This is a genomic window from Thauera mechernichensis, from assembly GCF_029588855.1.
Lineage (GTDB): Bacteria > Pseudomonadota > Gammaproteobacteria > Burkholderiales > Rhodocyclaceae > Thauera > Thauera mechernichensis.
Genome location: NZ_JARQZE010000002.1, coordinates 415400 through 428715 on the forward strand (window position 1 = coordinate 415400; position 13316 = coordinate 428715).

Sequence of the window (13316 nt, forward strand, 5' to 3'; positions counted from 1 at the left end):
CCCGGGTGTGCAGCCAGGGCGTGCATCTGCGAGACGCCGGTAGTGGCCTATGGCCGGGCCGGCGTCGTCGTACGAGGCTTCTCCGGCTCGACGGGGATAACCTCGTAGATGGGGACGAAACCGGCTGGCGGCAGCATCCAGTCGAGCGGATACTGAGCCAGATTATCTGCATCCAGGCGTTCAACCCTGGGGCCCAGGTAGGGTTCGACAGCCCGGCCTTCGAGCAGGTGCAGGGCCTGGCGTACGGCCAGGCGACCCTGCAGCACCGGGAAATCGCTTACCGATACACGGATGCGACCGCGTGCGAGGCCGCTGTGCACGCCTGGCGTGATGTAGGAGGCGATGATGCCGACGCTGTCCTCGCGGCCACGTCGGCGCAGTTCGGCAATTGCCGCCTCGGCCATCGGCGCGTTGCCCACCAGATAGTCGAGCCGGGGGTGAGCGTCGAGCACCGCCTCGATCAGCTGACGCTGAATGGAGCGCCCCGTGTCGCCGCCGCTAACGACCACGATGCGTACCGCGCTGCCGTCGAGGGCGGCGCGAAAGCCACGGTCGACGAAGTTGACCCAACTCGCTTCGAGCGGCCCGGGGAGCCAGGCCATGGTGGCCTCCGCACTGCCCGCCGGGTGGCGTTCGGCCAACCAGCGGCCGATCTGCCAGCCGAGCTGGTACCAGGGCACGCCCACCCGGCTGCTCACCACGCTGGCATCGATGTCATTCACCAGCCCCAGCACGGGGTGCTGCGCCGCATAAGGGCGGAGCAGGTCGTTGAGGCCGGCAAAGCTCACCGTGCCGACCAGCAGCGCATCGGTGCGCGTGTCGGCGATGCAGTCCGAAACGCCCGCGCGCTGGCTTTCGAGATTCTCGTAGCCCTTGCCCATCAACACTCGCAAGCCCAGCCCGAGCGCGCGTGCTTCATCGACCATGCCGTAATTCACCGCCAGCCAATAGCTGTCCTTCAGATGCGGGTACACCGCACACAAGGTCCACGGCCGTGATGCAGGGATGCGCGGCAGCTGTGGCGGCGCGCGGGTGGATTCTGGGGCGCCAATATCCAGGCGGGCTGGGCCATCACCCTCCCAGCGCTCGAGCGCCCATTCCATGCCGTTTGACGCCGATGCGGCCGGCACCGGGGCGAGGGACAGCAGCGCGGCGAGGATCGGTGCGCATAGTGCGCACATGGACATGCTGCCCGTGCTCCGGTGCCGGTAAGATGAAACCATGTCTTTACTGCTCGTCGCATGATGTAAGGCGGTTGGTCGTGCTCCAGCGCCCGGGCGCGCGAGCGTGTGATGGCCACCTTCTGCCGTCCTTCCCCACCGCCCGCGCTTGCCCTGACTATGGACGCCTCATCTTACGTCAAAGCCCCGTCCCGACGCCGCTTCGGCCTGCGTGAACGCCTGCTGCTCGGGCTGCTGCTGGCGGCGCTAGGCACCGTGATGGTTGCCGTGGTGGGCTGGGTCAGTTTCCAGCGCGTGGTGGCAAGCCAGCAGGCCATCGTACGCGATACCTTGCCGGCGGCTGACGCACTGCATGAGACGGTGCGCGGCAACGCCCGCCTGGCGGCGCTGGCGCCGCGCCTGGGGCGTGTCGAGTCGAGGGACGAGCTGGCGCAACTGCAGGCAGCGCTGGAGAAGGATCTTGCCCTAGTGCGTGAGCGCCTGGACAGCTTGTCGGCCGCCCACGTCGAGGCCGAGTTGCGCAGCCGCCTGATGGCCACCGCCAGCCGCCTTGCCGAACGCCTGCGCACAATGGCCGATACGGTCGGTGCGCGCCTGCTGCTGCGTGAGGCCAGCCTGGCAGAGGGTCAGCGCCTGCGCGTCCAGGTCGATGCACTCGACGCGCTGGCCCGCACGCAGTCCGACAACGCTACGGCCTTGCTCGTGTCCACGCTGACTGTGCTGCTGCAGGACGGGGAGGCGTCCTCTGCTGCGATCGAGGCTGTGCGGCCGGGTGCTCGTGACCGCCTGCTTGATCTGGATCTCGATACACTCGAGCGCATGCACGAGCTCGTGCTCGCCGCCCATGCGCTCGGGGGCTTGCTTGACCGGCTCGATGAGGTGGACGGCGAAGACCGCCTGCGGGCCGCACGCCAGGCCTTCGACGCCGAACGGGTGTTGCTCGGGCGGCGCCTGCGTGATATCGCCGACCCAGCGGGCAGGGCCGAGGGTGAGATGCTGCATGCAGGCCTGGGGGCTGCGTTGGCGCCGGCGGGTGCTTTCGCCCTGCGCGGGCAGGAGATCGCGCTGCGCAGCAGCGCCGAGGGTCTGCAGGCCGAGATCGGCCAGCTCACCACCGAGCTCGACGCCCTCGCCGGCGAGCTGATTCACCGTGGCGGCCGACTGCTCGCCGCCGCTGGCTTGGCCGCCGAGCGCAGTGCCACCTCCGGCCTGGTGGCGTTCGGTGCCATTGGCGGCGCGCTGCTGCTGGTCACGGCGCTCGTCATCATCCATGTCCTGCGTCGCCACACGCTCGGCCGCCTGCTGGCTTTGGAGGAGGCGACCCTGGCGCTGGCCGCGGGCCGGCGCGACGTCGTCATCGACACCGCCGGCGATGACGAAATCGCTTCGCTGTCTCGTGCCCTGGTGCACTTTCGCAACGATGCCCTCGAGCGCGATCGCCTTGCCGAGGCCTTGCGCGAGCAGCAGCAGGCGCTGGAGCGCCAGGTCGCGGAGCGCACTGCCGAGCTGCGCAGCAGCAATGCCGCGCTGGCAATCGAGACGGCGGAGCACGCCAGTGCCCGCACTGCGGCGGAGCGTGCCGACCGCGCCAAGACAGCCTTCCTCGGCACGGTCAGCCATGAGCTGCGGACCCCGATGGCGGGCATTCTCGGCCTGCTCGAACTGCTCGAGGATAGTCCGTTGCAGCCCGAGCAGCACCAGTATGCGGTGCAGATGCGCGCCGCCGCGGTGCTGTTGCTCGAGCTGCTCGAGGATATGCTCGATTTCGCTCGCATCGAGGCCGGCGGCGTGCATGTGGAGCGTAGCGTCTTCAGCCTTCGCGACACCGTCAACGATGTGTTCGCGGTACAGGGCACGCGCGCAGCGGCACGCGGGCTCGCATTGGTGGCGGACATCGCACCCGCCGTGCCGGACCTGTTGCACGGCGACCGCCGCAAGCTCAGCCAGATCCTGCTCAACCTGGTTGGCAATGCCATCAAGTTCAGCGACGAGGGCGCCGTAACGGTGCACATCACCTGTGGCGCTCGTCCGGACACCTTGCTCTTTGCGGTGCAGGACCATGGCATCGGCATCGATCCCGAGCGCCAGCGCGAGGTGTTCGACCCCTTCGTGCAGGTGCGCGACAGTGGTCGCCACCATGCCGGCACCGGGCTTGGACTGGCGGTGTGCAAGCGTCTGGTCGAGGCGATGGGCGGGCAGATCGGCCTGCAGAGCAGACTGGGCGAGGGCACGACGGTCCACTTCGAGCTGTACTTCGAGCGTCAGGTTGGAGTGGACGAGGTGCACGCGCAGGGGGAGCAGGGCGAGCGTGCAGGGGAAGACAATGTGCAAGCCGCCAACGCATCCACCCCGTACGCCCTGCCGACGCGTCAGCGCGTGCTGGTGGTGGAGGACGACGCGGTCAACCGGATGGTGATCGAGCGTTTTCTCGAGGCGCTGGGGCAAGAGGTGCTGAGCGCGCCCGATATCCACCACGCGCTGGAGATCGCGGCGAGCCAGCCGCTTGCGCTCGCGCTCATCGACATGAACCTGCCCGATGGCGATGGGCGCGAACTGCTCGCCCGTTTGCGCAGCTCGCCGGCCACGCGTGACCTGCCAGCGGTGCTGATGTCTGCCCATGTACCCGCCCAAGAGGTGCAAGCCCTGCTGCGGGCGGGCTTCGCCGCCTTTCTGCCGAAGCCCTTCTCGCGGGCGCAGTTGCGTAGTTTGCTGAGCGGACTGCTCCATGGTGCGGCACCGGTTGCTCCTGTACGGGTGGTGATGGCAGACAGTGAGGTGCAGTCCGCTCTGGACCCGACCGCGGCGGTATCGGCTTGGGTGGATCTGGCGTTCCTGCGCAGCGAGCAGGCGGCCCTGGGTACTGCGGTGGTTGCCGACATCGCCGCAGTGTTCGAGCGCCAGGGCGACACCCTGCTGGCTGAACTCGAGCAAGCGGCAGCGCAGGGCGACGCCATGGGATGCGCTCGTCTGGGACACAAGTTGCGCGGCGCGGCGCAAAGTATGGGGTTGGCGCGCCTTGGCGAACTGGCGGCTAATTTCGAGTCGGCGTGTCACGCTGGTGGCGAAGCACTCGATACTCGCGTCCAGAAGCTGGTGGAGGGCTACCGAATTACGCTGCAGGCGCTCCGTGCAGCATTGGATGAAGATTAGTAAAGTGCTGCAGGTGTTCAGCCCTGTTGCAGGCGCCGATTGACGGCATTGGCACGATGGGGTTGAAGTCGGAATTTGTGAAGAAGGCCTGACGCGGCCCGCCGCAGCGCAGGCCGAGTGCAGTGCATTGGCCCGTTCGAGCGTGACGACACCGCGAATTCCGCATGTCCTTCCGTGGCGCCAGCGTTCAGGTGGCGGGGCCGGCCACCACGTCGACCGCCAGCCGGTAGCCTTCGCCGCGTACGGTGGCGATCAGCGAGGGGGCGCCGTCATCGCCCGTTCCGCCATCGAGTTTGCCGCGCAGGCGGCGGATCAGGACATCCACGGTGCGATCCTGCGGTTCCCAGTCGCGACCGCTAACGGCGCGCGACAGGCGATCGCGGCTCAGTACCTCCTGGGGGTGGCGTGCGAGCAGCGCCAGTACCTCGAACTCACCCCGGGTGAGCGCGACTTCGTTCGCGTTGATATCGATGAGGCGGCGCTTTGCGAGATCCAGGGTCCAGCCGCCGAAGCACAGCGGGCGCGTGCTGGCCTCGGCGGTAGCTGCGTGTTCACCGCTGCGCCGCAGCAGGCTCTTCACCCGCGCCAGCAGTTCGCGCGGGTTGAAGGGCTTGGTCACGTAGTCGTCGGCACCCACCTCGAGGCCGACGATCTTGTCTATGTCGTCATTGCGCGCGGTGACCAGAATGATGCCGATGCCGGCGTCGCGTGCACGCAGCGCTCGGGCAAGCGACAGGCCGTCCTGCCCAGGCAGGTTGATGTCGAGCAGCACCAGGTCGACTGCGTCGCGCGCGAGCGCAGCCCAGAAGCCTTCGCCGTCGTCGGCAGCGAGCACGCGATAGCCTTCCTGGCTGAAATAGGCCTTGAGCCTTGCCTGCGCGACGAGGTCGTCATCGACCACCAGGAGCGTGGGGACGCGGGCCTCACGCATGTTGGACGGGGTCTGTCGCGCGCGCGCCACGGCGGTAGCGGTCGATCAAGGCCGTCGTGCTGGCGTCATGGGCGTTGATATCGGTGCTGCGATCCATGTCCTCGAGTACTCGCCCGGCGAGCTGCTTGCCCAGTTCGACGCCCCACTGGTCGAAAGGATTGACTCCCCACACCACGCCTTGCACGAAGGTGCGATGTTCGTAGAGCGCGATCAGGGCGCCGAGAGTGCGAGGGTCGAGGCGATCGAGCAGCAGGGTGTTGCTCGGGCGGTTGCCGGCGAACACCCGATGCGGCAGCAGTGCGTCAATGCGTTCCTGCGGCAGGCCGGCGGCGTGCATCTCTGCGGCGGCCTCGGCTGCGCGCTTGCCACGCATCAGGGCTTCGGCCTGCGCCACCATGTTGGCGAAAGCGATGCGGTGTTGTGCGTGCAGATGGGCGGGGTGCTCGAGCACGCCGATGAAATCCACCGGCACCGGGCGCGTGCCCTGGTGCAGCATCTGGAAGTAGGCATGCTGGCCGTTGATGCCGGTCTCACCCCAGATCACCGGGCTGGTGTGGCAGCCGACCGCGTGTCCGTCCGATCGCACCGACTTGCCGTTGGATTCCATGTCGAGCTGCTGCAGGTAGGCGGGCAGCCGGTGCAGGCCCTGGTGGTAGGGGGCGATGAGCTGGGTGGGCGCGTCGAGGAAGTCGACATTCCAGATCCCGAGCAAGGCCAGGATGACGGGCAGGTTGTGCTCGAAGGGCGCGTCGCGGAAGTGCACGTCCATTGCGTGCGCGCCCGCAAGCAACTCGTCGAAGCGCTCGGCACCGATCTGCAGCGCGAGCGGCAGGCCAATCGCACTCCACATCGAATAGCGCCCGCCCACCCAGTCCCAGAAGCCGAACATGTTGGCAGTGTCGATGCCGAAGCGTGCAACGGCCTCGGTGTTGGTCGACACGGCGACGAAGTGGCGGGCGATGGCCGCTTCGCTGCCCGCATGGCCGAGCAGCCAGCGCCGTGCGACATTGGCGTTGGTGAGGGTTTCCTGGGTGGTGAAGGTCTTGGAGGCGACGATGAACAGCGTCGTGCCTGGATCGAGCGTGCCCAGCAGGCGGTCGAGTGCGATGCCGTCGACGTTGGAAATGAAGTGCAGCCTCAGCTCGCGGTGGGCGAAGTCGCGCAGGGCCTCGCAGGCCATCTGCGGGCCGAGGTCGGAGCCGCCGATGCCGATGTTGACCACGTCGGTGATGCGACGGCCATCATGGCCGCGCCATCCGCCCTCGCGCACCGCCGTGCTGAAGCGGCGGACACGTTCGCGCACCGCGGTCACGTCCGCCACCACGTCGTCGCCGTCGACCATCAGCGTGCTGCCTGCCGGCATGCGCAGCGCCACGTGCAGCACCGCGCGCCCCTCGGTGCGGTTGATGCGTTCGCCGCCGAACATGGCTGCGCGCTGCTCGGCGACGCCGGCCTCGCGTGCGAGCTGGAAAAGCAGGGCCAGGGTGGGCGCATCGACACGGTTCTTGGCATAGTCGAGGAAGATGCCGCAGGCCTCGGTGTGCATGCGCTCGGCGCGCCCGGGGTCGGCAGCGAACTCATCGGCGATGTGGCGCCCGGCCGCGGCCTCGCAGCAGGCCCGAAGAGCCTGCCAGGCGGGCAGCTGCGTGGTACTGGGGCGGGGCGCGGGTTGGTTCATTGCGGGCACTCGATCGGCCGTGACTGGGTGGGCGGCCATTCTATCGTCTATCCCGTACGCTTGAAATCGTCGCGTCCGCAACACTGGCCAAGGGGGCTTCAGCCCCCTTGCGGGTCCGCCATTCAGACCTCCTGCAGCTTGTCCTGGGTGCGGGTGTCGAAGTCGCTTGCGTCGTGGCGCTCGTGCAGCTGCTGCTCCAGCGGGCCGGTGACGCGGTTGACCATGCGCCCGCGCCGCACCGCCGGGCGACGCGCGATCTCATCGGCCCAGCGCACGACATGGGTGTAGTCCTCGACCTGCAGGAACTCGCCCGCGTCGTAGAGCAGCCCCTTCGCCATCGCACCGTACCAGGGCCAGATCGCGATGTCGGCGATGGTGTAGTCGTCCCCGGCCACGAAGCGGCTTTCGGCCAGGCGGCGATCGAGCACGTCGAGCTGGCGCTTGACCTCCATCGAGAAGCGGTCGATGGCGTACTCGATACGGGTTGGCGCATAGGCGTAGAAATGGCCGAAGCCACCACCGAGGTAGGGCGCGCTGCCGACCTGCCAGAACAGCCACGACAGGCACTCTGCGCGCTGTGCCGGCGCGGTGGGCAGGAAGGCGCCGAACTTCTCGGCCAGGTACATCAGGATGGCGCCGGACTCGAATACGCGGGTCGGCTGCGGGCTGCTGCAGTCTAGCAGGGCGGGGATCTTCGAGTTCGGATTCACGCCGACGAAGCCGCTGCCGAACTGGTCGCCCTCGTTGATGCGGATCAGCCAGGCGTCGTACTCCGCCCCGGCATGGCCGAGCGCGAGGAGTTCCTCGAGCATCACCGTCACCTTCACGCCATTGGGCGTGGCCAGCGAGTACAGCTGCAGCGGGTGCCGGCCGCGCGGCAGCTCGCGCTCATGCGTGGCGCCGGCGATCGGACGGTTGATGCTGGCGAAGTGTCCGCCATTGGGCTTGTTCCAGGTCCACACCCGGGGCGGGGTGTAAGTGTCGGCGTCGGTGTTGCCGAGCCCCTGACTTGGGGCTTGTGACTGCGAGTTGCTCATGATCGATCGTTCCCGGGCTCTCCGGCCAAGCCGTTCGCGGCATGATAGGCCATCTGGTGCGCGCCATGTCGGCCGCTAAATCTTCCGCTCAAGTGCGCCGCAGCGCTGCACTGAGCTGATCGATGACCTCGGCCCAGTCGGCGTCTTCTGCCAACTCGTCGCGCAGAAAGGCCGCCTGTGATTGCGTCCAGCATGGCGCGTCCGCCAACTTCACGAAGTCGGGCAGTGGGCTGTGAGCCCGGATGAAATCGGCGATTTCAGCGTCACTGTTTGGCAAGCCAAGTTGAGCGAATAGGTCCCTGAAGGCGTGGATACCGGTTTCCATGGTGAACTCCTTTTCGTTGAATCCTGTTGCAAGGATGACGATGAGCCGAAAGGCTGCGACAGCCGCGTTTTCCGCCATCAATGGTTGCGCTCGCCCGGCAGTCCTGCACAGGCGGGCATGCTCGGAAGCAGCCTTCGACCTGGCTGCGTGCGGGCACTCCGCCGGTGTGCACTACAGTACCGTCGATGACCACTTCCGGTGTCGACATCACGCCATAGTTCATGATTCTCTGTATGCCCTCAACCCTCTCGAGCGCGATCTGCTTGCCCTTGGCTCAGTCGTCGAAAGGCCCCCGGCCTCCAGGGCGGGCGAAGCCGCTGACGATCCAGGCCGTCGCGCTCGTGGTGTTGAGGCGAAAGTCCGGTGCCACGCGTACCTGGGCGACTTCATCGCCGGCTTCGTCGTACGCGCTCAGGGTTGCAAAGGGCTCGTACTCGTCCGGCGTGATGTCGAGGCGAACGTCCCATTGGGCGTCAAGTGCGAACACCGTGAGCGACTTGTGCAGCATTGCGTGGGCCTGCTGGGCATGGCGCTGCAGCACTTCGGTCGCGGTCTTGACCAGGGTGTTGAAGGCCGCCTGGTCGAGCGGCTTGGGGTTCTTCTTGTCACGCCCCATGGTCCATGGGCCGACCAGCGCCGGCTCGGCCTCGCCGTCCTTGAGCATCTCCACCGCCCAGCCGTCGTCGTCCTCGTTCTTGATTACGCGGGCGGTCCAGCCGTCGAGCTGCCACAGGCGGTCGCTGCGGATGGCGTCCGGGGTGTCGTCGGGAGCGGGGGCGATGGAGGGCATGGGGTCGTTATCGGTCATGGCGGGTGTGGCCTCGTGGGGAATCAGTTGCAGGGGCAGCAGCGCAGCCTGGGGCGCATCGTCGGGCGCGGAGCGTGTCCGGACCGCTCGCCGAGGTAGTGCCTGACGCGCGGGCTGCGACTCGGTTGGGGCGGTCGGGACCGCGAACAGGGTCATCTGGTCGTGAGTCATCATCAGTCTTCCTGGGTGACTGATATTTTATACAGTTTAAGGGGTGGGGAACACCTCAGGTGTCCGTGCCGGATGCTGCGTCGTCGAGCGTCGCCGGGATGTCGCGCCGGTGCTTGCCGTCCGGCCCGTTCAGTTGGCGGCGAGTCGCTTCATGACTGCGTGCCAGCCATCGGTCGCTTCGCCGCCGCAATCGGCAAAGGCGCGGCCGAGCAGGTCGGTCTGGATCTCGGTGAGCTGGGCTTCGAGCGCCTGGCCTTGTGGGCTGAGCGACAACTGACGCACGCGGCGGTCTTCGGCGGCAGGCTCGGCACGGATAAGGTCGCGTTCGACAAGCTCGCGCAGCGGGGCGTTGAGGGCCTGCTTGCTGACACCCAGGGCGTCGATCAGGGCGCCGACGGAAATCCCGGGATTGCGGCCGATGAAGTAGAGCACGCGGTGATGAACGCGCCCAAGGCCACGCGCTTCCAGCAACTGGTCGGCGCCCGCAGTGAAGGCGCGGTAGGCGAAGTAGAAGCGCTCGATCGCGCGACGCGGGTCCTTGTCGTCGAATGCGTCGGTTGTTGATTGGTCAAGCATGTTGACATGATAGGCGGAGGTGCCTATCTTGGCAAAAGGTCAACAACATTGACGCTTAGCCATGAACAGCCGACAACAGCCCAAGCTTTCCGAGCGCGTGGATCGCCTCCAACCCTCTGCGATCCGCGAGATACTCGCCGTTATCGATCGTCCCGGCATGATCTCGTTCGCGGGCGGCCTGCCGTCGGCAGACAGCTTTCCCGATCTGTCAGGCATGCCATTGCCGCGCGAGGTGCTGCAGTACGGTCCAAGCGAAGGCGAGCCGGCGCTGCGCGAGCAGATCGCGGCCGAGGTCGCCGCCATCGGCCTGCGCTGCACGGCCGACCAGGTGCTCGTGCTGTCGGGATCGCAGCAGGGCATCGATCTGGTGGCAAAGCTCTTCATCGACCCGGGTACGACGGTGGCGGTGGAAGAGCCGACCTACCTCGCAGCGCTGCAAGTGTTCCGCTTCTTCGGAGCCCGTTTTGCGCCACTGCGCCCGCGGCAGCCGCTCGCCGGCCTCGACGCCGATGTGCCGCCCGCGCTGGCCTATGCGATCCCGAGTTTCCAGAACCCCACCGGCCATTGCTACGACGCCGCCGAGCGCGCTGTGCTCGCCCGTGCCTGCGACACCCTGGGCGTGCCGCTGTTCGAGGACGATCCGTATCGCGACCTGGCTTACGACGCCTGCGAGCGCACGCCGGTGTGCGCTCATCTCGAGCGCGCACCGTGGATCTACCAGGGCTCCTTCTCCAAGACGCTGGCACCCGGCCTGCGCCTGGGCTATCTGGTGGCCGCGCCCGCGCTGGTGCCGCTGCTGGTGCGTCTGAAGCAGGCGGCCGACCTGCACAGCAACCGCGTCAGCCAGCATGTCGTGCTGGCGCAACTGCGCTCGCCCGACCGCGCAGAGCGCATGCAGCGGGTGGTGGACGCCTATCGGCGCAAGCGCGACTTCTTCGCCGCCGCGCTGCAGCGCCATTTCGGCGAGCTCGCACGTTGGCGGACGCCGCCTGGGGGGCTGTTCTTCTGGATTGACCTGCTGGCGCCGATCGACACCCGTGCCTTGTTGCCCGCAGCGATCGAGCGCGGCGTGGCATTCATGCCGGGCGAGCTGTTCCATGCCGGCGAGCCAGCCGCGAACGGCAGCATGCGGCTCAACTTCAGCCATGCGGACGAGGCGGGCATCGAGCGCGGGCTGGCCGTGTTGGCCGAGCTTGTCCGGCGCGCGATCGAGCACCCGGTAGCCCGCAGGGTGGCGGCGCGTTGAGCACCGGCTCGTGCGCGGGTCTGCTGCAGCAGCGCACGGAGCTGTCGTCCTCACGATCGCGGTATTCTTGCGAAGACAAGAGACAGGAGCGATCTATGACCGAGGCCAGCGCGCAGGCCCTGAGCCCGCCCTGGGACGACGCCTCGATCACCGCGATCCGGCGCGACATGCTGCGCTTCGCGCGCCTGCAACTGCGCGACAGCGGCGCGGCCGAGGACATGGTGCAGGAGGCGCTGATGGCGGCGATGACCGGCGCCAAGCGCTTCGCCGGGCGGTCGGCCTTCAAGACCTGGATGTTCGCGATCCTGCGCAACAAGATCGTCGACCACATCCGCGCGTCGGCGCGCGAGATCAGCCGTAGCGACCTCGCTGCGCGCGCGGAGGTCGACGCCGGCCTGGAGGACTTCGACGCGCTGTTCGAGCAGCGCGGTCACTGGAACCCCGATGACCGGCCATCGACCTGGTCGGACCCGGAAGCCTCTTTCGAACAGGATGCGTTCTGGACGGTTTTCGACATCTGCATGAACAACCTGCCCGAGCACATCGCTCGCGTCTACACGATGCGTGAGCTTCTGGAACTCGAGACCACGGAGATCTGTGCGGAGCTCGGCATCACCAGCAACAACTGCTTCGTGATCCTGCACCGCGCGCGGCTGGGTCTGAGGGAGTGTCTGGAGAATCGCTGGTTCCAGGGAGAGGGCCGATGAAGATGCTGAGTTGCAAGGATGTGATGCGGCTCATGTCCGCACGCTAAGAGCGCACGCGCGACGCTCGCCTGAGCGAGGGCAACGCGGGCGGCGAGCACGACGCGCCAGGTCTCTCCCGAACGGCTAGAATCGAGGCGCGCTGCCGCTCGGGAGTGCCCCAACTTCCATGGCGCCAGACCGGCAGCACCATCAAGGCTTGCACAAGGACGACATGAGCGGCGTCGATCGCGCCGCGGCGAGCACATTCACAGCGGAGGCCGGCATGGCAGCGAAGCACGAAGAGACACGCCACTACGCGCTGGCGACAGCCCTGCTGTTCGAAGGAGGCCGCGCCGCCTTGTCGGAATGCGGCTTCACCATCGAGCGTGCGCTGCCGGACGAAGGACGCATCGAGGCGAGTGCAGGCGTCAACTGGAAGTCCTTCGGCGAAGACATCGAGCTCACGGTGCGGGACGGTGCCGTCCATGCGCGCAGCAGTTGCAAGGTGAGCACGACGGTATTCGACTTCGGCCGCAACAGGCAGAACGTCGAAGCGGTCTTCAGAGCGCTGGAGTCGTCCCTCGCTCGGCTCCCGGCAAGCCGACCCGATACCATCGTTGGCGTCGTCCCCGCTGCTGCGACAGGCCGGGCGCCCGTGCCCGGCGAGCTGACGCGCGAGGTCTTCGTCTCCTATGCCTGGGGCGGCGAGAGCGAGGCCCTGGTGGAGCGGCTCGAGCGCGCATTCGCAGAGCACGGCATCACGGTCGTGCGCGACAAGCAGGCGCTCGGCTACAAGGCAGATATCCGTGCCTTCATGGAACGGCTGGGCGGCGGTCGCTGCGTGATCGCAGTGATCGGCGACAAGTACCTGCGCTCGCCGCACTGCATGTTCGAGCTGATGCGGGTCGCCGCGCAGGGCAACTTCCAGGACCGCGTATTCCCGGTGCTGCTCGACGACGCGAAGATTCATCGATCAGTTGATCGGGTGCGCTACGTGCAGCACTGGGAAGCCGAGATCCGCGAACTCGACGAGGCCCTCAAGACCGTCTCGGCAGCCGACCTGAAGGGCTTCCGCGAGGACATCGACCGCTACGCCGAAATCCGGCGCACGATCGCCGAACTGACCTCCATCCTCGGCAACATGAACACGCTGTCGCCACAGATGCACAGCGAAAGCGATTTCGCCGCGCTCGTCTCCGCAGTCAGCGCGAAGCTGGGCGCACAAGATTGACGGCGGGCTGCTGGTTGCGGCCTGCTCATCGTTCGTCGCTGGTCTTTCCTTCGCGCAACCGAGCCATGGCCTTGCGCAGCACGTCCATGTGCCTGCCGTAATTCGTGCAACCGATGCACATGGCCGTATGCACCTTCAGCGACAGCCGCTCGCGCAGGCTGAGCGTGCGCTCATAGCGTTCGGACATGAGCCGCGTCACATCCTTGCAGTCCATCATCTTCATCGGACCTCTCCCTGGTAACGGCGATTCTCGAGACACTCCCGCAGGCCGAGCCGTGCTCGGTGCAGGATCACGA

The 13316-nt window shown here is 67.2% G+C and carries 13 protein-coding genes; 4 read left to right on the forward strand and 9 right to left on the reverse strand.

Annotated elements, in window-relative coordinates:
* Positions 1 to 47: 47 nt before the first annotated feature.
* A complete protein-coding gene (gene torT, locus P7F68_RS04800; RefSeq protein ID WP_277831119.1) occupies positions 48 to 1187 on the reverse strand; it encodes a TMAO reductase system periplasmic protein TorT in 1140 nt (379 codons plus the stop codon).
* Between the two features lie 153 nt (positions 1188 to 1340).
* Between torT and P7F68_RS04805 the strand changes: the two genes are divergently transcribed.
* On the forward strand, positions 1341 to 4331 hold the full coding sequence (locus tag P7F68_RS04805) for an ATP-binding protein (RefSeq protein WP_002936909.1): 2991 nt from the start codon (positions 1341 to 1343) through the stop codon (positions 4329 to 4331).
* 187 nt (positions 4332 to 4518) lie between these two features.
* On the opposite strand, the gene P7F68_RS04810 is transcribed toward P7F68_RS04805, so the two are convergent.
* From P7F68_RS04810 to P7F68_RS04840, 7 genes are all read right to left on the reverse strand, one after another.
* Positions 4519 to 5262 carry a response regulator gene (locus P7F68_RS04810; RefSeq protein WP_277831125.1) on the reverse strand — a complete coding sequence of 248 codons (744 nt, stop codon included), beginning with the start codon at positions 5260 to 5262 and terminating at the stop codon, positions 4519 to 4521.
* On the reverse strand, positions 5255 to 6940 hold the full coding sequence (pgi, locus tag P7F68_RS04815) for a glucose-6-phosphate isomerase (RefSeq protein ID WP_277831127.1): 1686 nt from the start codon (positions 6938 to 6940) through the stop codon (positions 5255 to 5257). Before pgi ends, P7F68_RS04810 begins: the two co-directional genes overlap by 8 nt.
* Before the next feature lie 122 nt (positions 6941 to 7062).
* Positions 7063 to 7977, reverse strand: coding sequence for a glutathione-dependent disulfide-bond oxidoreductase (gene yghU, locus P7F68_RS04820; protein WP_277831129.1), 915 nt, complete (start codon positions 7975 to 7977; stop codon positions 7063 to 7065).
* A gap of 88 nt (positions 7978 to 8065) precedes the next feature.
* Complete coding sequence (locus tag P7F68_RS04825) at positions 8066 to 8302, reverse strand: DUF2789 domain-containing protein (RefSeq protein WP_198291745.1); 237 nt, start codon at positions 8300 to 8302, stop codon at positions 8066 to 8068.
* Positions 8241 to 8561: a thioredoxin family protein gene (locus P7F68_RS04830; protein ID WP_277831229.1), complete on the reverse strand. Its 321-nt coding sequence runs from the start codon at positions 8559 to 8561 to the stop codon at positions 8241 to 8243. Before P7F68_RS04830 ends, P7F68_RS04825 begins: the two co-directional genes overlap by 62 nt.
* A gap of 15 nt (positions 8562 to 8576) precedes the next feature.
* The gene (locus P7F68_RS04835) at positions 8577 to 9281 is read right to left on the reverse strand and encodes a hypothetical protein (protein WP_338405585.1); all 705 of its coding nucleotides are present in this window, start codon (positions 9279 to 9281) and stop codon (positions 8577 to 8579) included.
* Positions 9282 to 9410: 129 nt separating this feature from the next.
* On the reverse strand, positions 9411 to 9857 hold the full coding sequence (locus P7F68_RS04840; protein WP_277831135.1) for a MarR family winged helix-turn-helix transcriptional regulator: 447 nt from the start codon (positions 9855 to 9857) through the stop codon (positions 9411 to 9413).
* A 61-nt stretch (positions 9858 to 9918) separates the two neighbouring features.
* On the opposite strand from P7F68_RS04840, the gene P7F68_RS04845 reads away from it, so the two are divergent.
* From P7F68_RS04845 to P7F68_RS04855, 3 genes are all read left to right on the forward strand, one after another.
* Positions 9919 to 11103 carry an aminotransferase-like domain-containing protein gene (locus P7F68_RS04845; RefSeq protein ID WP_277831137.1) on the forward strand — a complete coding sequence of 395 codons (1185 nt, stop codon included), beginning with the start codon at positions 9919 to 9921 and terminating at the stop codon, positions 11101 to 11103.
* Positions 11104 to 11198: 95 nt separating this feature from the next.
* Entirely contained in the window at positions 11199 to 11810 is a 612-nt protein-coding gene (locus P7F68_RS04850; protein WP_277831139.1) for a sigma-70 family RNA polymerase sigma factor, read from the forward strand.
* A 262-nt stretch (positions 11811 to 12072) separates the two neighbouring features.
* On the forward strand, positions 12073 to 13020 hold the full coding sequence (locus tag P7F68_RS04855; RefSeq protein WP_277831141.1) for a toll/interleukin-1 receptor domain-containing protein: 948 nt from the start codon (positions 12073 to 12075) through the stop codon (positions 13018 to 13020).
* 25 nt (positions 13021 to 13045) lie between these two features.
* Here the strand turns inward: P7F68_RS04855 and P7F68_RS04860 are convergent, their stop codons facing one another.
* Complete coding sequence (locus P7F68_RS04860) at positions 13046 to 13243, reverse strand: zf-HC2 domain-containing protein (protein WP_277831143.1); 198 nt, start codon at positions 13241 to 13243, stop codon at positions 13046 to 13048.
* Between the last annotated feature and the right edge of the window lie 73 nt (positions 13244 to 13316).